Source organism: Planomonospora antibiotica (assembly GCF_014647955.1).
Taxonomy (GTDB): domain Bacteria; phylum Actinomycetota; class Actinomycetes; order Streptosporangiales; family Streptosporangiaceae; genus Planomonospora; species Planomonospora parontospora.
Genome location: NZ_BMQE01000015.1, coordinates 38,818 through 65,308 on the forward strand (window position 1 = coordinate 38,818; position 26,491 = coordinate 65,308).

General features: G+C 71.3%; 22 protein-coding genes and 1 riboswitch. Of the genes, 17 read left to right on the plus strand and 5 right to left on the minus strand.

Annotation, left to right across the window (positions count from 1 at the left end; translation table 11 throughout):
• Nucleotides 1-147: 147 nt before the first annotated feature.
• Nucleotides 148-564 carry an IS200/IS605 family transposase gene (tnpA, locus tag IEZ06_RS15970; protein ID WP_189237478.1) on the minus strand — a complete coding sequence of 139 codons (417 nt, stop codon included), beginning with the start codon at nt 562-564 and terminating at the stop codon, nt 148-150.
• A 15-nt stretch (nt 565-579) separates the two neighbouring features.
• Here tnpA and IEZ06_RS15975 point away from each other — a divergent pair, with 15 nt between their 5' ends.
• From IEZ06_RS15975 to IEZ06_RS16010, 8 genes are all read left to right on the plus strand, one after another.
• Nucleotides 580-1,947 carry an RNA-guided endonuclease InsQ/TnpB family protein gene (locus IEZ06_RS15975; protein ID WP_189237479.1) on the plus strand — a complete coding sequence of 456 codons (1,368 nt, stop codon included), beginning with the start codon at nt 580-582 and terminating at the stop codon, nt 1,945-1,947.
• 92 nt (nt 1,948-2,039) lie between these two features.
• Nucleotides 2,040-2,930: a Rossmann-like and DUF2520 domain-containing protein gene (locus tag IEZ06_RS15980; RefSeq protein WP_229798214.1), complete on the plus strand. Its 891-nt coding sequence runs from the start codon at nt 2,040-2,042 to the stop codon at nt 2,928-2,930.
• Entirely contained in the window at nt 2,921-3,787 is an 867-nt protein-coding gene (gene panC / locus IEZ06_RS15985; RefSeq protein WP_189237481.1) for a pantoate--beta-alanine ligase, read from the plus strand. The genes IEZ06_RS15980 and panC overlap by 10 nt, the downstream gene beginning before the upstream one ends.
• Before the next feature lie 77 nt (nt 3,788-3,864).
• A complete protein-coding gene (gene panD / locus IEZ06_RS15990) occupies nt 3,865-4,281 on the plus strand; it encodes an aspartate 1-decarboxylase (protein ID WP_189237482.1) in 417 nt (138 codons plus the stop codon).
• A 144-nt stretch (nt 4,282-4,425) separates the two neighbouring features.
• Nucleotides 4,426-6,939, plus strand: coding sequence for an L-aspartate oxidase (locus IEZ06_RS15995; RefSeq protein ID WP_189237483.1), 2,514 nt, complete (start codon nt 4,426-4,428; stop codon nt 6,937-6,939).
• Nucleotides 6,939-7,721 carry a type III pantothenate kinase gene (locus IEZ06_RS16000; RefSeq protein WP_068902518.1) on the plus strand — a complete coding sequence of 261 codons (783 nt, stop codon included), beginning with the start codon at nt 6,939-6,941 and terminating at the stop codon, nt 7,719-7,721. Before IEZ06_RS15995 ends, IEZ06_RS16000 begins: the two co-directional genes overlap by 1 nt.
• A gap of 46 nt (nt 7,722-7,767) precedes the next feature.
• The gene (gene lysX, locus IEZ06_RS16005) at nt 7,768-9,273 is read left to right on the plus strand and encodes a bifunctional lysylphosphatidylglycerol synthetase/lysine--tRNA ligase LysX (RefSeq protein ID WP_189237484.1); all 1,506 of its coding nucleotides are present in this window, start codon (nt 7,768-7,770) and stop codon (nt 9,271-9,273) included.
• A 631-nt stretch (nt 9,274-9,904) separates the two neighbouring features.
• Nucleotides 9,905-10,105, plus strand: coding sequence for a LuxR C-terminal-related transcriptional regulator (locus IEZ06_RS16010; RefSeq protein WP_307729044.1), 201 nt, complete (start codon nt 9,905-9,907; stop codon nt 10,103-10,105).
• Nucleotides 10,106-10,216: 111 nt separating this feature from the next.
• On the opposite strand, the gene IEZ06_RS16015 is transcribed toward IEZ06_RS16010, so the two are convergent.
• On the minus strand, nt 10,217-11,260 hold the full coding sequence (locus IEZ06_RS16015) for a C40 family peptidase (protein ID WP_189237485.1): 1,044 nt from the start codon (nt 11,258-11,260) through the stop codon (nt 10,217-10,219).
• A gap of 8 nt (nt 11,261-11,268) precedes the next feature.
• Nucleotides 11,269-11,422, minus strand: a riboswitch (cyclic di-AMP (ydaO/yuaA leader).
• Nucleotides 11,423-11,750: 328 nt separating this feature from the next.
• Between IEZ06_RS16015 and IEZ06_RS16020 the strand changes: the two genes are divergently transcribed.
• The 6 genes from IEZ06_RS16020 to IEZ06_RS16045 all read left to right on the plus strand — a co-directional run bounded on the left by IEZ06_RS16020 (nt 11,751) and on the right by IEZ06_RS16045 (nt 19,651).
• On the plus strand, nt 11,751-12,338 hold the full coding sequence (locus tag IEZ06_RS16020; protein WP_189237486.1) for an amino-acid N-acetyltransferase: 588 nt from the start codon (nt 11,751-11,753) through the stop codon (nt 12,336-12,338).
• Between the two features lie 87 nt (nt 12,339-12,425).
• Nucleotides 12,426-13,670, plus strand: a complete 1,245-nt coding sequence (locus IEZ06_RS16025) for an RDD family protein (protein WP_189237487.1) — start codon at nt 12,426-12,428, stop codon at nt 13,668-13,670.
• Nucleotides 13,671-13,805: 135 nt separating this feature from the next.
• The gene (locus tag IEZ06_RS37185) at nt 13,806-14,543 is read left to right on the plus strand and encodes an RDD family protein (RefSeq protein ID WP_268245605.1); all 738 of its coding nucleotides are present in this window, start codon (nt 13,806-13,808) and stop codon (nt 14,541-14,543) included.
• A gap of 526 nt (nt 14,544-15,069) precedes the next feature.
• Complete coding sequence (locus IEZ06_RS16035; RefSeq protein WP_189237489.1) at nt 15,070-15,402, plus strand: histone-like nucleoid-structuring protein Lsr2; 333 nt, start codon at nt 15,070-15,072, stop codon at nt 15,400-15,402.
• Between the two features lie 370 nt (nt 15,403-15,772).
• The gene (locus IEZ06_RS16040; protein WP_189237490.1) at nt 15,773-18,283 is read left to right on the plus strand and encodes an ATP-dependent Clp protease ATP-binding subunit; all 2,511 of its coding nucleotides are present in this window, start codon (nt 15,773-15,775) and stop codon (nt 18,281-18,283) included.
• Between the two features lie 399 nt (nt 18,284-18,682).
• Entirely contained in the window at nt 18,683-19,651 is a 969-nt protein-coding gene (locus IEZ06_RS16045) for a TIM barrel protein (protein ID WP_189237491.1), read from the plus strand.
• Between the two features lie 133 nt (nt 19,652-19,784).
• Here IEZ06_RS16045 and IEZ06_RS16050 read toward each other — a convergent pair whose 3' ends face one another.
• Nucleotides 19,785-20,669 carry an iron-sulfur binding domain-containing protein gene (locus tag IEZ06_RS16050; RefSeq protein WP_189237492.1) on the minus strand — a complete coding sequence of 295 codons (885 nt, stop codon included), beginning with the start codon at nt 20,667-20,669 and terminating at the stop codon, nt 19,785-19,787.
• A 101-nt stretch (nt 20,670-20,770) separates the two neighbouring features.
• Here IEZ06_RS16050 and IEZ06_RS16055 point away from each other — a divergent pair, with 101 nt between their 5' ends.
• The 3 genes from IEZ06_RS16055 to IEZ06_RS16065 all read left to right on the plus strand — a co-directional run bounded on the left by IEZ06_RS16055 (nt 20,771) and on the right by IEZ06_RS16065 (nt 23,827).
• Entirely contained in the window at nt 20,771-21,445 is a 675-nt protein-coding gene (locus tag IEZ06_RS16055; RefSeq protein WP_189237493.1) for a hypothetical protein, read from the plus strand.
• Nucleotides 21,446-22,107: 662 nt separating this feature from the next.
• Nucleotides 22,108-22,875, plus strand: coding sequence for a lytic polysaccharide monooxygenase (locus tag IEZ06_RS16060; RefSeq protein ID WP_189237494.1), 768 nt, complete (start codon nt 22,108-22,110; stop codon nt 22,873-22,875).
• 235 nt (nt 22,876-23,110) lie between these two features.
• Nucleotides 23,111-23,827, plus strand: coding sequence for a DUF305 domain-containing protein (locus IEZ06_RS16065; RefSeq protein WP_189237495.1), 717 nt, complete (start codon nt 23,111-23,113; stop codon nt 23,825-23,827).
• A 70-nt stretch (nt 23,828-23,897) separates the two neighbouring features.
• Here the strand turns inward: IEZ06_RS16065 and disA are convergent, their stop codons facing one another.
• Nucleotides 23,898-24,983 carry a DNA integrity scanning diadenylate cyclase DisA gene (disA, locus tag IEZ06_RS16070; protein WP_189237496.1) on the minus strand — a complete coding sequence of 362 codons (1,086 nt, stop codon included), beginning with the start codon at nt 24,981-24,983 and terminating at the stop codon, nt 23,898-23,900.
• 98 nt (nt 24,984-25,081) lie between these two features.
• The gene (gene radA / locus IEZ06_RS16075) at nt 25,082-26,482 is read right to left on the minus strand and encodes a DNA repair protein RadA (protein WP_189237497.1); all 1,401 of its coding nucleotides are present in this window, start codon (nt 26,480-26,482) and stop codon (nt 25,082-25,084) included.
• Between the last annotated feature and the right edge of the window lie 9 nt (nt 26,483-26,491).

The following is a 26,491-nucleotide window of genomic DNA, read 5'->3' on the forward strand; positions in this document are numbered from 1 at the left end:
GAGATGGTCTGTCGCTGGAACTCACCGTCTGATCCACGCAATTGGGCAATAGAGCCCTTCATGTCGGGGATGAATGCGGTCCCCGTCAGGGGATGGCCCGCCGCCAGGCGGGACATCACCGGAGCGTGAAACGCGGACCTGCAAGGGTCAGGCCGAGCGGCGCTGCTGTTCGATGTAGGCCTTGACGACGGCCAGGGGAGCTCCGCCGCAGGAGGCGGCCAAATAGCTGGGAGACCAGAAGCGGCCATGCAGGACGGCGCGGTCGATTCGGCCGGTGAACTCCTTGCGCAGGTAGTGCGAGGAGACGCCCTTGAGTGAGTTGACTAGTTTGCTGAGGGCGACCTTGGGCGGGTACTCCACCAGTAGGTGGACATGATCGTCTTCGCCGTTGAACTCACGCAGCTCGGCCTCGAAGCCGTCGCATACCTCGATCATGATCTCTTCGCAGCGGCGCAGCATCACGTCATCGAAAACGTTCCTACGGTATTTGGTTATGAAGACCAGATGGACATATAGCGCGGAAACCACCTGTCTACCACGCCGGTATTCGCCTCCCAGAGTCATAGACCAGATGTTAATGTGTTCGAGTCCGCGAGCAAGTGGGTAACCGACAGGACGGGGGAGGTGTTTCGCATACTGACCGGACGTAGGTACCGGCTGGAATTCGACTTCGGGCAGAAGCTGGTCGCCGAGCGGATCGCCGCTGTCTGCCGGTCGGTGTGGAACACCGCCCTGGAGCAGCGCCGCGCCTACCGCCGCCGGGGCGCGTTCATCGGCTACGCCGAGCAGTGCAGGCAGCTCGCCGAGGCCAAGGCCGAGTTTCCCTGGCTGGCCGAGGCTCCGGCGCAGGCACTGCAGCAGACGCTCAAGGACCTGGACGTGGCGTGTCGCCGGCATGGCACCTGGAAGGTCCGCTGGAAGACCAAGACGAGGTGGACGCCGTCGTTTCGGTTTCCCACCCCCAAGCACCTCCCGGTCGAGACGATCAACTACAAGTGGGCGCGGGTGTTCCTGCCCAAGATCGGCTGGGTGTGCTTCCGGTTGTCACGTCCACTGGGCGGAACCGTGCGCTCGGCGACCGTCTCCCGCGACGGCGGATACTGGTTCATCAGCTTCCTCGTCGAAGAGGCACAGCACACCCCGGACACGCACGCCTACCCCAGCCGGACGGTAGGAGTGGACCGGGGTGTGGTGACGGCCGCCGTCACCAGTGACGGGGAGTTCTTCGACCGCCGCCATGCCACCGCCTGTGGCGTGTCGGCCCCCGAGTCGCCGAAGGAGGGTAAGGCCGGACGGGCGGTCGACCGGGGCTACCTGTCGCCCCGTGAGGCGGAGCGGTATGTGCGGCTGCAGCGCCGTCTGGACCGCGCGAAGAAGGGCTCGGCCCGGCGTGCGCGGGTGGTGCAGGCACTGGGGGAGGCCATGCGGCGGGTCCGGCGGCGGTGGGCGGATTTCAACGCTCAGGCTGCGCACCGGTTGACTCGTGACTACGCGCACGTCGTCTTCGAGGATCTGAAGGTGCGGGCGATGACCGCCTCGGCGTCGGGAACGGTCGATGCGCCGGGGGCGCGGGTGGCGCAGAAGTCCGGGCTGAACCGGGCGATCTTGGACAAGGGCTGGTATGGGCTGGAGGTCGCGGTTCGCTCCAAGGCCCGCTACACCGGCAGCCTCATCACTACGGTTTCTGCCGCGTACACGTCCCAGACGTGCTCGGTCCCGGCCTGCGGGCGGGTGGATGTGAAGAGCCGCGAGAGCCAAGCGCTTTTTCGCTGCACCGCCTGCGGGTACACCGAGCACGCCGATGTGAACGCGGCGAAATGCGTCAAGGCCAGAGGACAGGCGGCCGGGCCGGTCGTCTCAGGGCGTGGAGACTCAGGGGTTGCCCGGGTCGGTGAAGCGTCAAGCACCCGTTCCACAGCGCGCGGCACGCCGCGGGCTGCCGCGTGAGCGGCACGGGAATCCCCGTCTATTCAGGGCGGGGAGCAGGTCAAGCTGGACGACTGGGCATGCAGCTCCATGTTGGCGAAGGACGGGACATCGTGGACACAGGTGATCGCCCGGCGCGGTTGGCAGTCGGGGTGCTCGGGGCCGGACGGGTCGGCTCGGCGCTCGGCGCCGCCCTGGCGAGGGCGGGTCACCGGCTCGTGGCCGTCAGCGGCGTCTCCGACGCCTCCAGGCGCAGGGCGGCCGACCGGCTGGGCCTGGCCCCCAGCAGCCCGGAGGATGTGGTGGCCCGCGCGGACCTCGTCCTGCTCACGGTCCCCGACGACGTGCTGCCCGGCCTGGTCGCAGGTCTGGCCGAGACGGGCGCCGGCCTGCGCGGCAAGCTGCTGGTCCACACCAGCGGCGCGTACGGCCTGGCGGTGCTGAACCCGGCGGTCGAGCGCGGGGCGCTCCCGCTGGCGCTGCACCCGGTGATGACCTTCACCGGCAGGGACGACGACCTGAGCCGGCTGACCGGCATCACGTTCGGGGTCACCGCGCCCGAGCCGCTCCGCCCGGTGGCCGAGGCGCTGGTCATCGAGATGGAGGGCGAGCCGGTCTGGATCGAGGAGCGGGACCGGGCGCTCTACCACGCGGCCCTGGCGAACGCGGCCAACCACATGGTCACGCTCATCGCGGAGTCCTCGGAGCTGCTGCGGAAGATCGGCGTGGACGAGCCGGGCCGGATGCTCGGCCCGCTGCTCGGCGCGGCCCTGGACAACGTGCTCCGGCTCGGCCTGGCCGGACTGACCGGTCCCGTGGTGCGGGGCGACGCGGGCACGGTCCGCAAGCACGTGGACGCGCTCATCCTCGCCGCCCCCGAGGCCGCGGACGCCTACGTGGCCCTCGCTAGGCTCACGGCGGACCGGGCGCTCGCGGCCGGGCTGCTCAAGCCCGAGGCCGCCGAGCGCCTCCTGGACGCCCTGGGAGGGAACATATGGACCTGATCGTGGCGGGCGACCGCGCCGAGCTGGCCGAGGCCCGCCGGATCCTGCGCATCGGCCGCGAGGTCTCCGCGGGCAAGGCCGGCCTGGCGCTGGTGCCGACCATGGGGGCCCTGCACGAGGGCCACCGCTCGCTCATGCGGCTGGCCCGGGAGCGGGCCGACCGCGTCGCGGTGAGCATCTTCGTCAACCCGCTGCAGTTCGGCCCGGGAGAGGACTACTCCCGCTACCCGCGGACGTTCGACGCCGACCTGGAGGTGTGCGCGGCCGAGGGCGTGGACGTCGTCTTCGCCCCCGCGGCCGAGGACCTGTACCTGCCGGACCGGCAGGTCGGCGTGACCGCGGGCGCGATGGGCACGATCGTCGAGGGCGCCTCCCGGCCGGGGCACTTCGACGGCATGCTGACCGTGGTGCTCAAGCTGTTCAACCTGGTCCGGCCGGACGCGGCGGTGTTCGGCCGCAAGGACGCCCAGCAGCTCGCGCTGATCCGCCGGATGGCCCTCGACCTCGACCTGCCGATCGAGATCGTCGGGGCCCCCACGATCCGGGAGGCGGACGGCCTGGCGCTGTCCAGCCGCAACCGCTACCTGTCGGCAGAGGAGCGGAGCTCGGCGCTGGCCCTGTCCAGGGCGCTGTTCGCGGGGGCGGAGCAGCGGACCCCGGAGGAGATCCGCCGGGCGGCGCGCGCCGTGCTGGACGCCGAGCCGGGAGCGGCCCTCGACTACCTGGTCCTGGTGGACCCGGCGACCTTCACCGAGGTGTCCGACGACCACGCGGGGGAGGCGGTCCTCGCCGTCGCCGCGAAGGTGGGGACTACCCGGCTGATCGACAACGTTGTTCTGACGCTGGGCCGACCGTAGTCTGGGTACCGCCCTGCAGTCCCCTGTCCGGCGTGCACGCCCGCGAGGCGGCGCGACCTTCGAAAGGTGAACGGCGCATGCTCCGAACCATGCTCACCTCCAAGATCCACCGTGCCACCGTCACCCAGGCCGACCTGCACTACGTGGGATCGGTCACCATCGACGAGGACCTGCTGGACGCGGCCGGGCTGCTGCCCGGGGAGCAGGTCCACATCGTGGACATCGACAACGGCGCGCGCCTGGTCACCTACACCATCGCCGGTCCCAGGGGGTCGGGCGTCATCGGCATCAACGGCGCCGCCGCCCGGCTCGTCCACGAGGGCGACCTGGTGATCATCATCGCGTACGGCCAGATGGAGGACGCGGAGGCCAGGACCTTCCGGCCCCGGGTCGTCCACGTCGACCGCGGCAACCGCGTCATCGACCTCGGCGACGACCCGGCCGAGCCGGTCCCCGGCTCCGTCGGCCTGCGCGGGGACCTCGTCTCCGGCTGACCCGGGGAAGCCCCGGCCTCCGCGGGGCGTTATCGTCATGGTGACGAAATCCGTGGACCCCCAGACCTCCACGGGCCCGCTCGGAGGCTCCGGCCACGGCCTCCGAGCCGCGACGCACGGCGTCGCAACAGACAGGAGGCGACCATGAGCATCCCGATCCCCCGGAAACTGACCGCGCCCGAGCCGGGATGGACGGTCGAGGCGGACGTGGTCGTGGTCGGCTCCGGGATCGCGGGCCTGACCCTGGCGCTCCGCCTGGCGGCCCTGGACCCCGCAGCGAAGGTCCTGGTCGTCACCAAGGACGTGCTCTCGGCGGGCTCCACCCGCTGGGCGCAGGGCGGCATCGCCGCCGTGCTCGACCCCGCCGACACCCCCGAGGAGCACCTGCACGACACGCTCGTCGCCGGGGTCGGCCTCTGCGACACCGAGGCGGTCCGGGTCCTGGTGACCGAGGGGCCGGACGCGCTGCGCGGGCTGATCGCCGCCGGCGCCCGCTTCGACACCGACGCCGAGGGCGGCCTCCAGCTCACCCGCGAGGGCGGCCACCGGCGCAACCGCATCGTGCACGCGGGCGGCGACGCCACCGGGGCCGAGGTGCAGCGCGCGCTCGTCGCCGCGGTCCGGGCGTCGGAGATCGAGGTGATCGAGCACGCGCTCGTCCTGGACCTGCTGAAGGACGCGCACGGCCACGCGGCCGGGGTGACCCTGCACGTGATGGGCGAGGGCTCGCACGACGGCGTGGGCGCCGTGCGGTCCCGCGCCGTGGTGCTCGCCACCGGCGGGATGGGCCAGGTCTACGCCGCCACGACCAACCCGGCGGTCTCCACCGGGGACGGCGTCGCGCTCGCGCTGCGGGCCGGGGCCGTCGTGCGCGACCTGGAGTTCGTCCAGTTCCACCCCACCGTGCTCTGGCTGGGCGAGGACTCCACCGGCCAGCAGCCGCTGATCTCCGAGGCGGTCCGCGGCGAGGGCGCGGTGCTGGTCGACGCCGACGGCGTGCGCTTCATGAAGGACGTGCACGAGCTCGCCGACCTGGCGCCCCGGGACGTGGTGGCCAAGGCGATCATGCAGCGGATGCGGGAGACCGGCGCCGAGCACATGTACCTCGACGGACGCCACTTCGGCGAGGAGAAGTGGCGCACCCGCTTCCCGACGATCCACGCGGTCTGCCTGGAGCACGGGATCGACCCGGTCACGCAGCCGATCCCGGTCGCCCCGGCCGCCCACTACGCCAGCGGCGGCGTCCGCACCGACCTGCACGGCCGTACCAGCGTGCCGGGCCTGTACGCCTGCGGCGAGGTGGCCTGCACCGGCGTGCACGGCGCGAACCGGCTGGCGTCCAACTCCCTGCTGGAGGGCCTGGTCTTCGCCGAGCGGATCGCCGCCGACGTGCACGCCGTACGGCCGGCGCCCGGCGAGCCGGTGTCCGACGACAGGACCGCCGGGCTGGTCGACCCGCGGGCCCGGCCGCGGATCCAGGCGCACATGAGCCGGGGCGCGAGCGTGCTGCGCAGCGAGAAGAGCCTGGGCGAGGTGAGCCGCGCCCTGGTGAACTCCCGCTGGACGCCGGTGGCGGTCGAGCCGTGCACCGAGTCGTGGGAGGCCACCAACCTGCTCACCGTCGCCTCCGCCCTGGTGGAGGCCGCCCGCGCCCGGGAGGAGACCCGCGGGTCACACTGGCGGGAGGACTTCCCCGACCGCGACGACCACCGGTGGCTGAGCCACCTCGACGTGACCCTGACAGAGGAGGGGATGACCATGAACCATCGTCCGCACGGGGGCGCGGTGCCCGCGCACCTGGCCGAGGAGCTGACCGCGGCGGGGCTGGACCCGGCCGAGGTGGGCGCCGTGGTGGACGCCGCGCTCCGGGAGGACCTGCAGGAGGCCGGCGACGTGACGAGCATCGCCACGATCCCCGCCGGGCAGACCGCCACCGCCGACGTGGTGGCCAGGGCCGACGGGGTGGTCGCGGGGCTCGCGGTCGCGGAGGCGGTCTTCGCCCGGCTCGGCGCGGACCGTACGGAGCGGCACGTCAAGGACGGCGAGCGGGTGGAGCGGGGGGACGTGCTGATGACCGTCACCGGCACCACCCGGGACCTGCTGACGGCCGAGCGGACCGCGCTGAACCTGCTCACCCACCTGTCCGGCGTCGCCTCGCTCACCGCCGGGTGGGTCCGGGCGGTCGAGGGGACCGGCGCCCGGATCCGCGACAGCCGCAAGACCCTGCCGGGCCTGCGCGCGCTGGAGAAGTACGCCGTCCGGGCGGGCGGCGGGGTCAACCACCGGATGTCGTTGTCGGACGCGGCACTGATCAAGGACAATCACGTGGTGGCCGCGGGCGGGGTGGCCGAGGCGTTCCGTGCGGTCCGCGACGCCTACCCCGGCCTGCCGATCGAGGTCGAGGTCGACCGGATCGACCAGATCGAGCCGGTGCTGGCGGAGGGGGCGGAGGAGATCCTGCTGGACAACTTCACCGTTCCGCAGCTCCGCGAGGCCGTGCGCCTGGTCGGCGGACGGGCGCGCCTGGAGTCCAGCGGGGGGTTGACCCTGGAATCGGCCCGTGACGTGGCCGAAACCGGTGTTGACTACCTTGCGGTGGGCGCGCTCACGCACTCGGCGCCGGCCCTGGACATCGCCTTGGACCTTCGGGGGAACTGATGCTGCTCGCCATCGACGTAGGCAACACGCACACCGTTCTCGGCCTCTTCGAGGGCGAGGAGGTCATCGAGCACTGGCGGATCGCCACCGACGCCCGGCGCACCGCCGACGAGGTCGCGGTCGTGCTGCAGGGGCTGCTGGCGCAGTCGCCGCTGCTCAAGGGGGCCGACGTCGACGGCATCGCGCTCTGCTCCACGGTGCCGTCGGTGCTCAACGAGATGCGCGAGATGTGCCGCCGCTACTACGGCGACGTGACCGCGGTGATCGTGGAGCCCGGCGTGCGCACCGGGGTGCCGGTCCGGATGGACAACCCGAAGGAGGTCGGCAGCGACCGCATCGTCAACGCGCTGGCGGCCATCCAGCTGTACGGCGGGCCGTGCATCATCGTCGACTTCGGGACCGCGACCTCCTTCGACGCCGTCTCCGCCAAGGGGGAGTACGTCGGGGCGGTCACCGCGCCCGGCATCGAGATCTCGGTGGACGCGCTGGCCGCCGCCGGGGCGCAGCTGCACAAGGTGGAGCTGATCCGGCCCCGGTCGGTGATCGCGAAGAACACGGTCGAGGCGCTCCAGTCCGGCATCATCTACGGCTTCGCCGGCCAGGTGGACGGGATCGTGGAGCGGATGGCGGCCGAGCTGGCCGAGGACCCGGACGACGTCACGGTGGTCGCGACCGGCAGCGCGGCGCCGCTCGTGGTCAGCGAGTCCGCCTCGATCGACGTGCACGAGCCGTGGCTGACGCTGATCGGACTCCGGCTCATCTACCACCGCAACACCATGTAGTCGGGTGCAGTCCGGGCGCGGCCCGGACATCGGTAACCTTGACCGCGTGACCGACCATGTGACTGCAGCCGAGGACCTGCCCGAGCAGATGCGCGTGCGCCGGGAGAAGCTCGACCGCCTCCGTTCCGAGGGCGTCGACCCCTACCCGGTGACCTTCCCGCGCACCGCGACCAACGCCGAGATCCGCGACAAATACGCCGGTCTCGCCGCTGACACCGCGACCGGCGACAGGGTGGGCGTCACGGGCCGCGTCATGCTGTCGCGGACCGGCGGCAAGCTCTGCTTCGCCACCATCCGGGACGGCTCCGGCGACCTGCAGGTCATGATCTCGCTGGACAGGGTGGGCGAGGAGTCCCTCGCCGCCTGGAAGCGCGACGTCGACCTGGGCGACCACATCGGCATCGAGGGCGAGGTCATCACCTCGCGTCGCGGCGAGCTGTCCATCCTGGCCGACCGGTGGGCGATCACCTCCAAGTGCCTGCGCCCGCTGCCGGAGAAGCACGCCGGGCTCACCGACCCCGAGGCGCGGGTACGGCTGCGCTACGTGGACCTCATCGTCAACGACGAGGCCCGCAAGATGGCCTACACCCGCAGCGCCGTCGTCCGCGCGATCCGCGACTTCTGGCACGGCGAGGGCTACCTCGAGGTCGAGACGCCGATGCTCCAGCCGATCCACGGCGGTGCGGCGGCCCGGCCGTTCAAGACCCACATCAACGCCTACGGCATGGAGCTCTACCTCCGCATCGCGATCGAGCTCTACCTCAAGCGGCTCGTGGTCGGCGGCATCGAGAAGGTCTTCGAGATCAACCGCAACTTCCGCAACGAGGGCGCGGACGCCACCCACAACCCCGAGTTCACCATGCTCGAGGCGTACGGGACGTATCTCGACTACCACGACATGGCCGACCTGACCCAGCGGATGATCCAGAGCGCGGCCGTGGCCGCGCTGGGTCACTCGGTGGTGGAGCACGACGGGGTGGAGGTCGACCTCGGGCTGGCCGAGTGGCCGCGGATCACGCTGTACGGCTCCGTCTCGGAGGCCCTCGGCGAGGAGGTCACCACCGAGACCCCCCTGGAGCAGGTCCGCAAGCTGGCCGACGCGCGGGAGATCCACTGGGACCCCAAGTGGGGCCAGGGCAAGCTCGTCCAGGAGATCTTCGAGGCGCTGGTCGAGCACACGCTCATCCAGCCCACGTTCGTCATGGACTACCCGCTGGAGACCTCCCCGCTGGCCCGGCAGCACCGCGACAACCCGCTGCTGACCGAGAAGTGGGACCTGATCGGGTTCGGCACCGAGCTGGGCACCGCCTTCTCCGAGCTGGTGGACCCGGTCGAGCAGCGCCGCCGCCTGACCGAGCAGTCCCTGCTCGCCGCGGGCGGCGACCCGGAGGCCATGCAGCTTGACGAGGACTTCCTCGCCGCCCTGGAATACGCGATGCCGCCGACGGGCGGGATGGGCCTGGGCGTCGACCGCCTCGTCATGGCCTTCACCGGCAGGAACATCCGCGAGACCATCCTGTTCCCGCTGGTCAAGCCGACCGGCGGAGCCTGACGGGCGTCCACGGCCGGGGGCGGCGCCCCCGGCCGTGGCGGTGCGGTCCGGGTGCCCCGGCGCGCCTTTCAACGCACGGATCAGAAACTCCTTTTCGGCCGTGTCCTATATCGCCGGACGATCAATCATCCCGGCGGTTATTAACGAATGCAGAGAAATGAGCCTCGTGTCCGGCAGCCGGACACGAGGCTCCTTCCGTTTCGGCCGTGGTGCTCCAGTGGCCGGCGTGACAAAAGTCTCATGCCTCCTGCGGAGCGCGGGACGGGCGGCCCCGCGGGCGCGGCGACGGGACCGTCCCGGTGGCGACGGCGTCCCGCTCCGGAGCCGTCGCCCGTGCTCGCGGGCCGTTCGCCGGGCGGCCGCCGGCCCGTTCGCGCCCGGCCGCCGTCCGGCCTCGGCTTATTCGCAAAACCCCGACATATCGTCAGTACTTCACGTAATAGCCACTAAGTCAATGTAGGTCCCCGGATCTATGGAGAGCAGAACTTGACGACCTTTGAAGAAGACGTTTACCGTTCCTGACGGGCGGCATTGGTTCCGATCACACTCACGGCTGGATGCCGGTGCGGGGGAGGACCTCTAGATGGCATATCCAGAAGTCGTAGTGGATGCCCGTCGCGGCCTTCTGGCCGTGAGCGAGGTGGATCTGAGCGACGAGGATCTCGTTCTCCTGGCGGAACTCGCCAAGGGGGTCACGGTGGACCGGGTGGGGCGGCGTCTCGACATCAGCGGGCGCACCGTCCGCCGGAGGCTGCGCGGCATCTGCGACCGCATCGGCGTGGCCACGGCCATCGAGGCGGTGGCCTGGGCCGCGCGCCGCCGCCTGATCTGACCCGGACCCGGTCCGGAGCCGCGTCCGGTCCGGAGCCGCGTCCAGTCCGAAGTCGCGTCCAGTCCGAAGTCGCGTCCGGTCCGGAGCCGCCGCCTCCGGCCGGACTCCGCCTCAGTCCGCGATCCGTACGGCGCCGGCGAACGGACGGCCCGCGATCGGAGCGATGCGGACGACGTCGCCGGTCCGCGGCGCGTGGACCATCAGGCCCCCGCCGATGTAGATCCCGACGTGGTGCAGGTCCCTGTGGAAGAAGACCAGGTCTCCGGGGCGCATCTGCTCCTTGGGGATCTGCGTGCCCGCGGTCCACTGGTTGCCGGTGTAGTGCGGCAGGCTGATCCCGACCTTCTGGTAGGCCCACATGACCAGGCCCGAGCAGTCATAGCTGCCGGGACCCTCGGCACCCCACACGTAGGGCTTGAGCTGCTGGCTGAGCGCCCAGCGGGCGGCCTCGGCGGCCTTCCCGCCGCCCACGATCGGCATGTCGACCTTCACGGCCCGGCCCCCGCCGCCGGCGCGCTCGCGCACCTCCCGGAACAGGTTGCTCTCGACCCGGGCGACCAGCCGCTCGATCTTGGTGCGCTTCGTGCCGAGTTCGTCGAGGAGGGCGGTGACCTCGGCGGTCCGCGCCTTCGCGCTGGCCTTCGCCCGCTCGGCGGCCTGGATCGCCCGGCTGACCTGGGCGACCTCCTCGCTCTGCCGCTGCTGGAGGGCGTAGGCGGCGGCCGCCTGGTCGAGGAAGGCGTCGGGGTCGCCGGAGGAGGTGAAGGCGAGACCGCCGCCCAGGCCGCCCGTCATGTAGCTGCTCTGCGCGAGCAGGCTGGCCTTGTGGCGCCGGGACTCCAGCTGGGACTCGCTGGTGGCGAGGGTCTTCTTGGCGGCGGCGGCGGCCCGCTCGGCCTGCTTGAGCTTGACCCGCTCCCCGTTGTACTGCTCGGTGAGCTGAGCGATCTCCGTGTGCAGCTTGTCGGCCTGCTTGGCGAGCTGCTGGAGGCTCGGCTGGGGGTCGGCGGCGGCGACCAGGGGGGTCCCGAGGGTCAGGGAGGCGAAGACGGCCGCGACGACGGTGATCCGGAGCGGGAATCCGTGCGGGGTGCGTTCTCGGTAGCGGGCGTGCTTGCCCGCATGTTCTCTCCCGCGTTCGCGCGTGCGCTTCACCAACAGGCTCCTCTTCCTCGCACCGCCTACCGGGTTAGCTGACGGGTTCGGGCCGGAGGCAGCCCTACCGAGAGCGCTGACGGCGTCTCGGATTCACCCCGGGGGACTTCAGGGAGGTGGGTCCCCGGTTCTCCGCGCTCGGAGATTCGGCGGGCCGGCTCTCGGGGTGAGCCGACATCGAGCCTGGACACTAGTGCAATGGGAGTTCAAGCTCAACCAGAACTCCAAACTTGGTAAGGATTCTCAAACGAGGAAATCACGGGCAGGTCACACGGAGTCATGATCGGTGTGACATTGCGCTGCCCGCCGCCCGGCTCTCGGCCGCAGCGTGGGGTCTTCGCCGGCCTGCGCTGCCGCACCCGGGAGAACCGGTGGCCGGCGGGAGACGGCGGGGAGTGGTGCGGCTCACGCCCGGTGACGCATGATGCTTCTGGGGGATGAGTTAAGGACGAGCCGTAACCACAGACGACAGAGGACGTACTCTGATCGAATGACGGAGCAGGTTGCGGAGCATTTCCCCACGCAGGCCGTACCCCACGCCGAGGCGATCACGGTGCGCCGGGCGCGGACCCCGGATGTCCGGTCCATCAGGCGGCTCGTCGACACCTACGCCGGGGCGGGCCCGCGCCTGCTGGAGAAGGCCACCGTCACGCTGTACGAGGACGTGCAGGAGTTCTGGGTGGCCGAGCGGGCCGGCCGGGTCGTCGGCTGCGGCGCGCTCCATGTGCTCTGGGAGGACCTGGCCGAGATCCGCACGGTCGCCGTCGACCCCTCCTGCCGGAAGATGGGCATCGGGCACCTGATCGTCTCCCAGCTCATCCGCGCCGCCCGCGAACTGGGCCTGCGCCGGGTCTTCTGCCTGACGTTCGAGGTCGATTTCTTCGCCCGGCACGGATTCCGCGAGCTCCAGGGGACGCCGGTCTCCCCGGAGGTCTACGCGGAGCTCCTCGCCTCCTACGACGAGGGCGTCGCGGAGTTTCTCGAGCTCGAGCACGTCAAGCCGAACACCTTGGGGAACACCAGGATGCTGCTGCACCTCGGCGAGAATGACGCCGGGGCTGACTACCAGGAAAGGTGACTGTTCTTACCTATGTCGATACCTTGTGCAGCAGCAAGCATGCATGTCTGACATAAGACACATGCCCAGTCGAAGTGAGGTGACGCGGTGAGCACCGGACAGCCGCCGTATCCGCAGGATGATCCCGACCGCGATCGCACACCGTCGGGGCAGCCGGAATACGGACAGCAGAACGCGTACGGTCAGCACGCCCAGGGCGGGCACGACCCCGACGTGACGATCGTGGGATACCGGGGCGAGGGCACGGGCCCGCAGACCCCGCCCGCCTACGGCCAGCAGCAGGGCTACGGCCAGCAGGCCGCCCAGCCGGGCTACGGCCAGCAGGGGACGGGCGCGTACGGCCAGCAGCCGGGCTACGGCCAGCAGGCGGCCCAGCCGGGTTACGGGCAGGCGGCCTCCCACGAGCAGGGCTACGGCCAGCAGCCCGGTTACGGCCAGCAGGCCGCCCAGCCGGGCTACGGCCAGCAGGGGACGGGCGCGTACGGCCAGCAGCAGGGCTACGGCCAGCAGGCGGCCCAGCCGGGTTACGGGCAGGCGGCCTCCCACGAGCAGGGCTACGGCCAGCAGCCCGGTTACGGTCAGCAGGCGGCCCAGCCGGGCTACGGGCAGGCGGCCTCCCACGAGCAGGGCTACGGCCAGCAGCCCGGTTACGGTCAGCAGGCGGCCCAGCCGGGCTACGGCCAGCCCCAGGGGTACGGCCAGCAGCCGGGCTACGGCGGCCAGCAGGGCTACGGTCAGCAGGCGGCCCAGCCGGGCTACGGCCAGCCCCAGGGGTACGGCCAGCAGCCGGGTTACGGCCAGGGCTACGCGCCGCAGGGCGTGACGCCTCCCGGGGCCCCCGCCCCGCTCGCGGAGTGGTGGCAGCGTCTGGTGGCCCGCCTCGTCGACGGGGTGATCCTGGCGATCCCGACGCTCATCCTCAGCTTCGCGCTGGCCGGGCTGATCGTGCTGCCCAGCTTCGGAGCCAACGGGATCACCGAGGGGAGCACTTTCCTCTACGACCTGCTCACCTCGCTCCTCGGGTTCCTGATCTACGCCGGCTACGAGTTCTTCATGCTCAAGCAGAACGGCCAGACCGTCGGCAAGATGGTCATGGGCATCAAGGTGGTCCCGGTCGGGAGCGTCTCGACGGCCGGCGGACTCTCCGCGGACGCCGCGCTCAAGCGTGCGGGCGTGCTCTACGGCCCGACGGGTCTGCGCTGGGTTCCGGTCGTCGGACCGCTCATCGGCATCTTCAGCCTGGTGAACGTGCTCTGGCAGTTCTGGGACAAGCCCTTCCAGCAGTGTCTGCACGACAAGGTCGCCTCGACGGTGGTCGTGAAGGTCAAGTAGTTCCGTGATCGACGGGGCCGGCGGAGGAACCGCCGGCCCCGCTTTCATGCCCGGGCGGGAAAACGGTGTCGGGCGGTCTCCCCGGGGCAGACTGCGGGGGACTGCAAAACCATTCGCGCCGGCGGGAGGAACGCCATGGCCGCCTCTCCGCGTCCCGGAGACAATCACCTCGGGCCGGCTTCTTCTCCGCCCGCGGGCCCCTATACGGCCGTGCCGGTTCCGCCACTCCCGGACGGGACGGGCTTCTCCCTTTCCCGGGCCGCGAGGGCCGGAGGAGCGGGCGGAGGCGGGCCGAGGACCCCCGCCCCTTCGGGAGGCGTGGGAACGCCATCCGGTAAGGGAGCCTTCCGCCGGGTGGATCCGCCGCTTCCGTCGCCGTATGCGGCCCTCCCGGACGCTCCGCCGCCCGCCGAATGGTGGGAACGATTGGCGGCGCGCATCATCGACGCCGCCGGCTTCGTGGCGCTCTACTGGATTCTCTCGCTGTCGTTCTACTCCCTCCTCGCGCCGGCGGGTGAAGGCCGCGGCGCCGATCCCCGGGTGCTGCCGGGGTTGTTCGCCGGCCTGATCGCCTTTGGCGGTTATACGCTCTACGACTATGTCCTGCACGCCCGGGACGGCCGTACGATCGGTAAGAAAGTCATGGGGATCAGGCTGGTCCCGTACGGCGGTGCGGGCCCGGACCGGGCCGGTCTGGTGCGGAGGGCGGCCCTCTACCCGGGCGTTCTCCTGACCGCGGGCATTCCCGCGGTGAACCTCCTGGCCGCGGTCCTCGGCTTCGCGGGCGCCCTGTTCATCCTCATGGACAAACCCCTTCAGCGGGGGCCGCACGACAGGCTGGCCGGGACCGTGGTGGTCAAGGACCTGCGGTGACGCGGTCCGCCGCCGAAAGCGATCGATCCGTGATCACTCTGTCACTCTTTTCCCCGGCGCTTTACGGAGTGCAACCGGTAAGACGCCTGGAGAGAAGCATTAAGGTGGTGGATGAGCGTCATGGGCGTCCTGGGACGCACATCGCTCCTGGAAGCCGCTATGGTCATGTGTGAGCTGATCTGCCCGCCCGGTCGTGCCCCCGGACCGCGATGTCGCCACGGAAAGTCCCATGACCCGGAATGTCGCCCCGCTGCGGAGTGAGGACCAATGTACGAGGTAATGTCCGCGTTGATACCCCCCGCGGTCGTCGGCGGGGTCTTCGTGTATGCAGTTTTCAAGCTCCTTCGCAGTGAGGCGGCCGGTCGTCGTCCCGCGAAACGGGCCGATCAGGGCGAGTCGCAGAACGGCTGATCACCTCTTCCCGGCACTCGCGGGAGAATCACCGGGCTCCGGAATTGCTGCGCTCTCACCGTGGGTATATGTTTGGCTAGCGAATGAAACAATACTCCGCGAAAGGATTGCGTAGATGGCCAAGCAGATCCAGGAGATTCTCATCGACGACCTCGATGGGGGCGAGGCCAATGAGACTGTCTCCTTCGCGATTGACGGCACCAGCTATGAGATTGACCTGAGTGACGTAAACGCGAAGAAGCTCCGCGACTCCCTCTCGCCTTTCGTGGCGAGCGCCCGTCGCGCCGGGGCCCTGCCCTCCCGCCGCCGCCGTGCCGCCGGGACGAGGGCGCTGACCCGGGAGAAGAGCGCGGAGATCCGCGCCTGGGCCAAGGCCCAGGGCCGCAACGTCAGCGAGCGCGGCCGGATCGCCTCCAAGATCGTCGAGGACTACGAGGCGGCGCACTGACCGGTGGTCGGCGAGAGCGCTTCGCCGACCGGTGAATCATGCGGTCATGGCGGTCACGGTGGGGTCCGGTGGCGGCCATGGCCGCATGATGCGTTCCGGGGCCCGCTCCGCGCTCCCGCCCGGACCCGCGGTCCGGACGGCCTCTCCGGCGCACCCGGGTCGCGAATGCGGTCTCAGTGGTCGATAAACGTCGTTCGCTTGCGGCGTATCGGGAACATCGCACCCCCGATAGGTAGTTGGATAGAGCGTGAACGCCCTGCTCTCGGGGAACGTCTTCTACGTAGAGCGGTTGCCGGGTCGGGGCTACCATGCGGGAGGACAGGGCCCGGATATCCCGGACCTGCCTGACCGCTCTGTGAGGAGCGACGAGATGTTCGAGAGGTTCACCGACCGCGCACGGCGGGTTGTCGTCCTGGCCCAAGAAGAGGCCCGGATGCTCAACCACAACTACATCGGTACGGAGCACATTCTTCTTGGTCTGATCCATGAAGGTGAAGGCGTTGCCGCCAAGGCTCTGGAGAGCCTCGGCATCAGTCTTGAGGGTGTGCGTCAGCAGGTCGAGGAGATCATCGGCCAGGGGCAGTCCGCGCCGTCGGGGCACATTCCGTTCACCCCGCGCGCCAAGAAGGTCCTTGAGCTGTCGCTCCGCGAGGCCTTGCAGCTGGGTCACAACTACATCGGCACCGAGCACATCCTGCTCGGCCTCATCCGTGAGGGCGAGGGCGTCGCCGCCCAGGTGCTGGTGAAGCTGGGCGCCGATCTCAACCGGGTGCGTCAGCAGGTCATCCAGTTGCTCCACGGCTACCAGGGCAAGGAGCCGGCCGCCTCGGGCGGGCCGCAGGAGGCCGCGCCGTCGACCTCCCTCGTGCTCGACCAGTTCGGCCGCAACCTGACCCAGGCCGCCCGCGAGGGCAAGCTCGACCCGGTGATCGGCCGCGACAAGGAGATCGAGCGGGTCATGCAGGTCCTCTCCCGGAGGACCAAGAACAACCCGGTCCTGGTGGGCGAGCCCGGCGTGGGCAAGACCGCCGTCGTCGAGGGCCTGTCCCAGAAGATCGTCAAGGGCGAGGTGCCCGAGACGCTCAAGGACAAGCAGCTCTACACCCTGGACCTCGGCGCGCTGGTGGCCGGTTCGCGCTACCGCGGTGACTTCGAGGAGCGCCTGAAGAAGGTCCTCAAGGAGATCCGCACCCGCGGCGACATCATCCTGTTCATCGACGAGCTGCACACGCTCGTCGGCGCGGGCGCCGCGGAGGGCGCGATCGACGCCGCCAGCATCCTCAAGCCGATGCTGGCCCGCGGCGAGCTGCAGACCATCGGCGCCACCACGCTCGACGAGTACCGCAAGCACCTGGAGAAGGACGCGGCGCTGGAGCGGCGCTTCCAGCCGATCCAGGTGGCCGAGCCCAGCCTCAGCCACACGATCGAGATCCTCAAGGGCCTGCGCGACCGCTACGAGGCGCACCACCGGGTCTCCATCACCGACGGCGCCCTGGTGGCCGCCGCGCAGCTGGCCGACCGCTACATCAGCGACCGGTTCCTGCCGGACAAGGCGATCGACCTCATCGACGAGGCCGGCTCGCGCATGCGCATCCGCCGCATGACCGCGCCGCCGGACCTCCGCGAGTACGACGAGAAGATCGCCAACGTGCGGCGCGAGAAGGAGTCCGCGATCGACGCGCAGGACTTCGAGAAGGCCGCGGCCCTGCGCGACCAGGAGAAGCAGCTCCAGCTCAAGCGCGAGCGCCGGGAGAAGGAGTGGAAGGCCGGCGACATGGACGTCGTGGCCGAGGTCACCGAGGAGCTCATCGCCGAGGTCCTCGCCACCGCCACCGGCATCCCGGTCTTCAAGCTCACCGAGGAGGAGTCCCAGCGGCTGCTCCGCATGGAGGACGAGCTGCACAAGCGGATCATCGGCCAGGACGACGCGATCAAGGGTCTGTCCCGCTCGATCCGCCGGACGCGCGCCGGTCTGAAGGACCCGCGCCGCCCGGGTGGCTCGTTCATCTTCGCCGGCCCGTCCGGTGTCGGTAAGACCGAGCTGTCCAAGACGCTCGCCGAGTTCCTGTTCGGGGACGAGGAAGCGCTGATCATGCTCGACATGTCCGAGTTCATGGAGAAGCACACCGTCTCCAGGCTGTTCGGCTCCCCGCCCGGCTACGTCGGATACGAGGAGGGCGGCCAGCTCACCGAGAAGGTGCGGCGCAAGCCGTTCTCCGTGGTCCTCTTCGACGAGATCGAGAAGGCCCACCCGGACATCTTCAACTCGCTGCTGCAGATCCTGGAGGACGGTCGCCTGACCGACGCCCAGGGCCGGGTGGTGGACTTCAAGAACACCGTCATCATCATGACGACCAACCTCGGCACCCGGGACATCTCCAAGGGCATCGGGGTGGGCTTCGCGAAGTCCAACGACACCGAGTCCAACTACGACCGGATGAAGGCGAAGGTCCAGGAGGAGCTCAAGCAGCACTTCCGGCCCGAGTTCCTCAACCGCGTCGACGACATCGTGGTCTTCCACCAGCTGACCCCGAAGGAGATCATCCAGATCGTGGACCTGATGCTCGCCCAGGTGGCCGAGCGCCTGAAGGACCGCGACATGGGCCTGGAGGTCACCCAGGACGCCAAGCAGCTGCTGGCCGACCGCGGTTACGACCCGGTGATGGGCGCCCGCCCGCTCCGCCGGACGATCCAGCGCGAGCTGGAGGACACGCTGTCGGAGAAGATCCTCTACGGCGAGCTCCGCCCCGGTCAGATCGTCAAGATCGGGATCGAGGGCGAGGGCGAGGAGGCCAAGTTCACCTTCGCCGGTGAGAACGCGCCGGGAGGCAACCGGGTCCCCGACTCGGCCGCCTCCATCGTGGAGCCGATCCAGCACTGACGCAGCGCGCACGGACCCCGGTCGGAAACGGCCGGACAGGCAAAGGCGGACCCCGCCGTGAGCACCTCACGGCGGGGTCCGCCTATTTGTTACCCAAGGGTGCTTCTCGCCACCAAATGTAGTACTACACTCTGTAGAGCGAACTGGACCACGTCCCGTCGGCTGCCCGGACACCATTCCGTCCCGGCGGGGACCGGTCCCAGAGATCAGCCCAGCGATGTACGGGCGTGTCAGCTCCGGGAGTGACGCGCTGATCGGCGCCGGTGGGAGATGCTCGACGGACCGGGTCGAGTTCCCGGCAGAGGAGAGACGCGACGGCCCACGAGGCCGGGCCCGCGGGCGCAGGGCGGCCGCGGACGACCGGAGTCTCTTACACGGAACACGCCTGGGAGGCACCCGATGCGCTTGCGGCACGAGGACGGGACGCTCGTCCACCTGGCCTACAACGCGGGCGTGCATCCCGCCGAGGACCTGGAGAACCTGATCGCGCACCTGACCCGCTACGCGGTCCCGGTGCGCAAGCGCCTCGGCGTGGAGCGGATGGGCGTGGGCCTCTGGCTCTCGCCGGCCGTCGCCGACCACCTCACCGCCGACCGGATCGAGCTGGTACGGCTCCGCCGCTCCCTGGAGGAGCGCGGCCTGGAGGTCGTCAGCCTCAACGGCACCGGCGGCCGCAACCAGGAGGCCCCCGGACCTGACTGGGCCAAGCCCGAGCGCTACCGCTACACGATGGCGCTGGCCAGGATCCTGGCCTTCCTGCTCCCGGAGGACGTGCGCTTCGGCAGCATCTCCACCATCCCCATCGGCTGGCGCCGCGACTGGCCCGCCGACCTGCACGCGATCGCGGCCCGCCGCCTCGAACGCCTCTCCCGCGAGCTGAGGGGCCTGTACGGCGTGACCGGCAAGACCATCAGGGTCGGCTTCGAGCCCTGGCCCGGCTGCGTGCTGGAGACCACCGAGCAGGCTCTGGAGCGGGTCTGCGGCATCGACTCCGAGCACCTCGGGGTCTGCCTGGACGCCTGCCACCTGGCCGGGGGCACGGCGGGCGCCGGGATCACGGAGGAGGCCGGGACGGCGCTGCGCGGCCTGGCCGCGGCGGGCACGCCCGTGGTCAAGCTCGGGCACGTCCACAACCACGCGGGCGACTCCTGCCGGGAGCTGCCGAGCACCCGCCCGGTCCTGGAGGACACGCTCACCGCGATGCTCTCCGGGGCGGTGAGCGGCACGGCCCACATCGAGGTCGAGATCCACGACCTGGCCGTGCCGCTGCGGACCAGGGGGCCCGGCGCACTGGTCAGCGCGCTGGCCGAGGAGCTCGACTGGGCCCGCAGCAACCTCACCGCCCTGGGACTGCGGCTCGCCGCCTGAGCGGCGCCGTCACCTGCTCACCCGCCTGAGCGGCACCGTCATCCGCTCACCCGGGCGGCCGTCCGCCGGCAGCCCGCCGGGCGGCCCCGTCGCCCGGAGGGCTCTGCGCCGTCCCGCTGCGCGGTGCGAGGGCTCATCCCGTGCCGCCCGGCAGCCGGTAGGTGCCGTCGCCGAGGACCTCCGCCAGGCCGTCGGAGACGAGGCCGTCGAGGGCGCGCTCACGCTGGACGGGCTCGTCCCAGACGGAGTCGAGTGCCGCCTTGGGGACGGGGCCGTGGGCCTCGCGCAGGACGGCCAGGAGGCGGCCGCGGCACTGGCGGTCGGTGCCCGCGTAGGTCTGCCCCCTGCGGGCGGGACCCTCGTAGGGGGGCTTGCCCGCCAGGCGCCAGGCGCACCGGTCGCGGATCGGGCAGTCGGCGCAGCGGGGGGCGCGCGCCGTACAGACCAGGGCGCCCAGCTCCATCACGGCGACGGCCCAGACGGGCGCGTCCTCCGGCCCGGGGAGCAGGGACTCGGCGAGCGCGCGCTCGGCGGCGGTGGTGGCCTTCGGGGGATATTCCTCCGCCCGTACGGCCCGCGCCAGCACCCGGCGGACGTTGGTGTCGAGCACGGCGTGGCGTCCGCCGAAGGCGAAGCTGGCGACCGCGGCCGCGGTGTACTCGCCGACGCCGGGGAGGGTCAGCAGCGTGGCGTGGTCGGCGGGGACCCGTCCGCCGTGCAGGTCGGTGACCGCGCGGGCGCAGGCGTGCAGGTTGAGGGCACGGCGCGGATAGCCGAGGCGGCCCCAGTGGCGTACGGCCTCACCGGGCGGCTCGGCGGCCAGGGCGGCCGGGGTCGGCCAGCGCTCCATCCACTCGGTCCAGACGGGGAGCACCCGGACCACCGGCGTCTGCTGGAGCATGATCTCGCTGACCAGGATCGACCAGGGGGTGGCGCCGGGCTCGCGCCACGGCAGCTCGCGGGCGCATCTGGCATACCACTCGAGAACGGGAGTCAGCAGGAGATTGCGCTTGGCCACGCCTCGACGATAGTGCCGTCCGCCGACATGTTTACCCAAGGAAGCGTAGGGGAACGGCGGGTCGCCGCCGGGCTTCCCCAAGGGCTCCCCATACTGTGCGCATGGATCCGGACACGTTCCGCAGTGACATGGGGGTCGACGTCTACTGGAGGCGCCGGCTGATCGCGCTCGTCGCCGTCCTCGTGGTGGTCGCGATCGTGGCATGGGCCTGCTCGGCGACGGGCGGGCCGGAGAGCGCCTCGAAGGCCCAGGCGGCTCCGACGAGCCGGTCGCCCGCCCCGGACCCGCTCCTGGCCACCCTGCCGGTGGCCGCCATCACCCCCACCCCGACGGCTCCGACCCCCTCCCCGAGGCCCGCCAAGCCGGTCCCCCGGCCCAAGCGGCCGGGGGACGCCTGCGACGCCGCCGACCTGGTGCTGAGCCTCATCGGCGAAGGGGAGGTCTACCGCTCGGGCGAGCGTCCGCGGTTCATCCTCACGCTGGTCAACACCGGCAAGGTGATGTGCACGGCCGACGTGGGGCCGCGGACGACGGAGGTCCGCATCACCTCCGGTGACGACCGCGTCTGGTCGTCGGCCGACTGCCTCAGCGGCGAGACCGACGACATCCGCAGGCTGGAGCGCGGCATCCCCTACGTCCGGCAGATCCAGTGGGACCGGCGCAGGTCGGGTTCCGACTGCAGGGCGAAGCGGGCCGAGGCCCGTCCGGGGACGTATGTGGCCGTGGTCCGGGCTCCCCGGCTGAAGAGCGACAAGGTGGTCTTCCACCTGCGCTGAGGGCGGGGATGCGGGTGTGCGTCTCGGCGCGGGGCCGGGTCCGCCGCCCGGGTCCGCCACGGTCTGGCCGGCGGGGTCCGCCGCGTCTGCCCAGCCCCGCACCCGTCGCCCCCGTCCCCGTCCGGCCCTCGTGTCTGTCCGGCTCCTGCGGCACGGACGGCGACGGCGGAACCTTCACCGAACGCCGTTATGGTGACGCTGAAGGCGATTTAAGACTCCCATAAGATAAGCGGTTCTCCTTTCATGTTATAAAAATGACCAGTTTCACGGAGCATGAAGGAGTCGCCCTCTCGTGAGCATTCCCCGCCGTTTCACCGCACCACCGGACGAGGTGAGCCGTCTCCCGGCGGAAAGGTCGCGTCCGAGCGGCCCGGTGGGCCGCGCGGGCCGGAGGCCATCCGGTGGCGTGACTCCCGAACGGCGCCCATGACCCGTTCGACCTGCGGGTACGGTGCCCCGTCGGTGGCGTCCGCGGAGACGGCCGGTGGCCGGAGGTCCCGGACGGCTCCGGCGGGAGCGCTCGCTCCGTGATCCGGCGCGACCCGGCCCGCTGAACGACCGCGGCCTTCGCGCAGCGGTCCGGAAAAAAGGCCGAGCGGTCGTCCGCCGTAAGGGAAGGCGTTCTTTTCTGCTTTCCACAGACCCCGAGCAAGGAATGGTAAATGCGTAGAACGGCCACGCTCCTCACCATGGCAGCGGTCAGCTTCGGTGCCACGGTTTTCGCCGCCTCCCCCGCCCTGGCCCACGGCTACGTGTCGTCACCGCCGAGCCGCCAGGCCATGTGCGCCCAGGGGCGCGTCGCGAACTGCGGCGCGATCGTCTACGAGCCGCAGAGCGTCGAGGGCCCCAAGGGGCAGATGAACTGCCACGGCGGGGTCGGCCGGTTCTCCGTGCTCAGTGACGAGAGCAGGGCCTGGCCGGCCACGCCCGTCGGCAACAGCGTGACCTTCAACTGGGTGCTGACGGCTCGCCACTCCACCAGCCACTGGGACTACTACATCGGCAACAAGAAGATCGCCACCTTCAACGACGGAGGCAGGCAGCCCGGTGCGACGGTCTCGCACGTGGTGAACCTGTCCGGCTACAGCGGGCGGCAGAAGGTCCTGGCCGTCTGGAACATCGCCGACACGGTCAACGCCTTCTACTCGTGCATCGACCTGCAGGTCGGCGGCAGCGGCGGCGGGAGCACCCCGCCCCCGGCTCCCACCCCGGCTCCGACCAGGCCGTCCACGCCCGCGCCGACCCCCGCCCCGACCAAGCCGTCCACCCCGCCCCCGGCCACCCCGGGCGGGACGTGGAAGGCGGGGACCTGGTACGCGGTCGGCGCCAAGGTCACCTACGGCGGTGCCGCCTACCGGTGCATCCAGGCGCACACCGCCCTCGGCGGATGGGAGCCGCCGAACGTCCCGGCTCTCTGGCAGCGGGTCTGACCGGTCCGCGGGCGCCGCGCCGTCCCGGTGCGGCGCCCGCGTGGCGGGAACCCGGTTCCGGCCAGGAGAAACGACGTGAATGAGACGACACGAATGAGATGGCACGGATGAGACGCCATGGACGAGGCGACACCGGTGAGACGACACGGATGAGGCGGTGCCCGTGAGCGTCCGTGGGATGGTGCCTAGCAGTGCCCGTGGGGCGGTGCCTATCAATGCCTGTGGGTCGGTGCCCGTGAGACGCCTCGCCCTCGCTCTCGCCGTCACGGGTGTGCTGGCGCTCTCCGGGTGCGGGACGGCGGCCGCCTCACCCGGCCACCATGCCGGCCCTCATGCCGGTCACGCCGCCCGGGTGCCCGCCGCGGACCCGGCCCCCGCCACCGCGGCTCCCGCCACCACCCCCGCCTCCGCGGGCACGGTGCCCGCCTCGGACGGTCCCGCCGGGACCGGGAGGGCCTCGGCCGGCCGGGAGGGCGGTCGGACCGGGACCGGCTCCTTCAACGACGCCGACGTGATGTTCCTGCAGATGATGATCCCCCACAACCGGCAGGGGGTGGAGCTGGCGGGCCTGGCCGGCTCCCGGTCCGCCCGGGGCACGGTGAAGGCGCTGGCGGCGGCGATCGCGGCCACCCAGGACCAGGAGGCCGAGGCCATGGCCGGTCGGCTGGGACGCTGGGGGCGCCCCCTGGAGGCCGAGGCGCACGCCCACGACGCGCACGGCGGCCTGCACGTCACCGGCCCGGAGGAGGCCGGGATGCTCAGGAAGGCGACCGGAGCCGCGTTCGACGTCAGGTTCCTCAACGTGATGGTCGCCCACCAGCACAACGCCGTCGAGATGGCCCGCGCCGAGATCCGGGACGGACGGCATCCCGAGGTGGTCGAGCTGGCCCGGCGGATCGAGCTGTCGCGCTCCGCGCAGATCAAGGCGATGCTCGGGGAACTGGGCTCCTGAGCTCCCGGGAAGGGCGCGTCCCCTCCGGACGGGTGCCGGCCGCGCGGGCCCGTCTCCCGGGTCGCGTCCGTCAGACGTAGCGCTCCAGGATGGACGACTCGGCCAGGCGGGACAGACCCTCGCGGATGTGGCGGGCGCGGGTCTCGCTGACGCCGCCCGCCTCCTGCAGGTCCTCGGTGCTGGCGGCCAGGAGCTTCTGCAGGCTGCCGAACTGGTCGGCCAGGCGGTCGACGACCGCGGTGGGGAGCCGCGGGATCTTGGCCAGCAGGCGGTGGCCGCGCGGGCTCGCCGGGGAGTCCAGGGCGTCGGCGCCGGTGTGGCCGAGGATGCCGGCGACCGAGGTCAGGTCGAGCAGGGCGGTGGAGGAGAGCCTGTCCAGTTCGTGCAGGGCTCCGGCGACCGTACGGGCCCGGCGGCCCGTCACGGGCAGGTAGTCCCGCACGATGAGCTCGCGGTCGGTCTCCGTCCCGGCGACCAGCTCGTCCAGCTGCAGGGAGAGCAGCCGGCCGTCCGTGCCGAGCTCGACGACGTAGTCCGCGATCTCGTCGGAGATCCGGCGGACCATCTCGAGCCGCTGCAGGACCACCGCGATGTCGCGGACCGTCACCAGGTCCTCGATCTCCAGCGCCGACAGCGTGCCGGAGACCTCGTCCAGCCGGAACTTGTACCGCTCGAGGGTGGCGAGGGCCTGGTTGGCCCGGGACAGGATCGCCGCCGACTCCTCCAGCACGTAGCGGACGCCGTCCAGGTAGAGGGCGATGATCCGCATGGACTTGCTGAGGGAGACGACGGGGAAGAAGGTCTGCACCGAGACCCGCTGGGCGGTCCGGTGCCTGGTGCCGGACTCGTCCGTGGGGATGGAGGGGTCGGGCATCAGGTGCACGGCCGCGCGCACGATCCGGTGGCCGTCGCAGCTCAGCACGATGGCGCCGTCCATCTTGGCCAGCTCGCGCAGCCGCGTCGCGGAGAACTCGACGTCCAGCTCGAATCCGCCGCTGCAGATCTCCTCGACCACGCGGTCGTATCCCAGCACGATCAGGCCGCCGGTGTGCCCGCGCAGGATGCGCTCCAGGCCGTCGCGCAACGCGGTGCCCGGCGCGACCGAGGCCAGGACGGCTCTGCGGCGCTCGTCGAGGCCCTTGTCGGTTGCTGCCACATGACCCCCGTGGTCCGTGTCGAGAGCCCGGCGGGTCCGAAAGCCGTCACCGGGGTCCGGCGCCCAGCTTACCGAAGGCCCGCGGCGGGCCCCGGTCTTCAGGACGTGACGTGGTTGAGGGCGTCCCAGACGTTCTCCGCCTCGACGACGTCGAAGCCCGGCGCGAAGCTGGAGCGACCGTCGGCCCGGACGAGGGAGCTCTCGCCGCGCCTGCCCCGGCCGGCGTCGAGGGAGCCCGCCGGGACCAGCGCGCGGGTGAAGCCGAGCCGCGCCGCCTCCGACAGGCGGCGCCGTACGTCGCGCACCTGGCGGAGCTCTCCGGCCAGGCCCACCTCGCCCAGCACCACGAGCCCGGACGGGAGCGCCCGGTCGCCGGCCGCGCTGGCCACCGCGAGCATCACCGACAGGTCGATCGCCGGGTCGCCGAGCTTGATCCCGCCCACGGTCGCGGTGAACACGTCGCAGCCGCCGAGCTTGGCGTTGAGCCGCCGCTCCAGCACGGCCAGCACCATGGTCACCCGGTAGGGGTCGAGACCGGAGGAGGAGCGGCGCGGCTGCTGGGCCTCGGTCCGCGCGACCAGCGCCTGGACCTCGGCGGGCAGCGGCCGGGTGCCCTCCATGGTGACCGTGACGCACGTGCCGGGGACGGGCTCGGCGCGGTGGGAGACGAACAGCCCGCTGGCGTCGGTGATGCCCTCGATGCCGCCCTCGTGCAGGTCGAAGCAGCCGACCTCGTCGACGGGGCCGTAGCGGTTCTTGATCGCGCGGACCATGCGGAGCCGGGAGTGGCGGTCGCCCTCGAAGTGGAGCACGACGTCGACGAGGTGCTCCAGCGTCCGGGGGCCGGCGATCGAGCCCTCCTTGGTGACGTGGCCGACCAGGACCGTGGACATGCCGCGCTCCTTGGCGAGCCTGACCAGGTTGCCGGCCACCTCCCTGACCTGGGTCACCCCGCCGGGCACGCCGGTCGCCTGCGCCGAGCCGATCGTCTGCACGGAGTCGACCACGAGCAGGCCCGGCTGGACCTTCTCGACGTGGGAGACCAGCGCGCCGAGGTCGGTCTCCGCCGCGAGGTAGAGGTCGTCGTGGATCGCGCCGATCCGGTCGGCCCTGACCCGGACCTGGGCGGCGGACTCCTCTCCGGTGACGTAGAGGACGGTCTGCCCTCGGGCGATCTTGGAGGCCGCCTCCAGGAGGAGGGTGGACTTGCCGATGCCGGGCTCCCCGGCCAGCAGCACGACCGCCCCGGGCACCAGGCCGCCGCCGAGGACCCGGTCGAGCTCGGGCACGCCCGTGCTGCGCGCGTGCGCGACCTCGGCCTTGACCTGGCCGATCGGGACGGCCGGGGCCGACACCGCGCCGGGGGAGGCCACGTGCGCGCCGCCGCGGGCGGTCTCCTCCTCGACCGTGCCCCAGGCCTGGCACTCGCCGCAGCGTCCCACCCACTTGGCGGTCTGCCAACCGCACTCACCACAGCGATAGCCGACCTTCTTTGCCATGGCCGCACG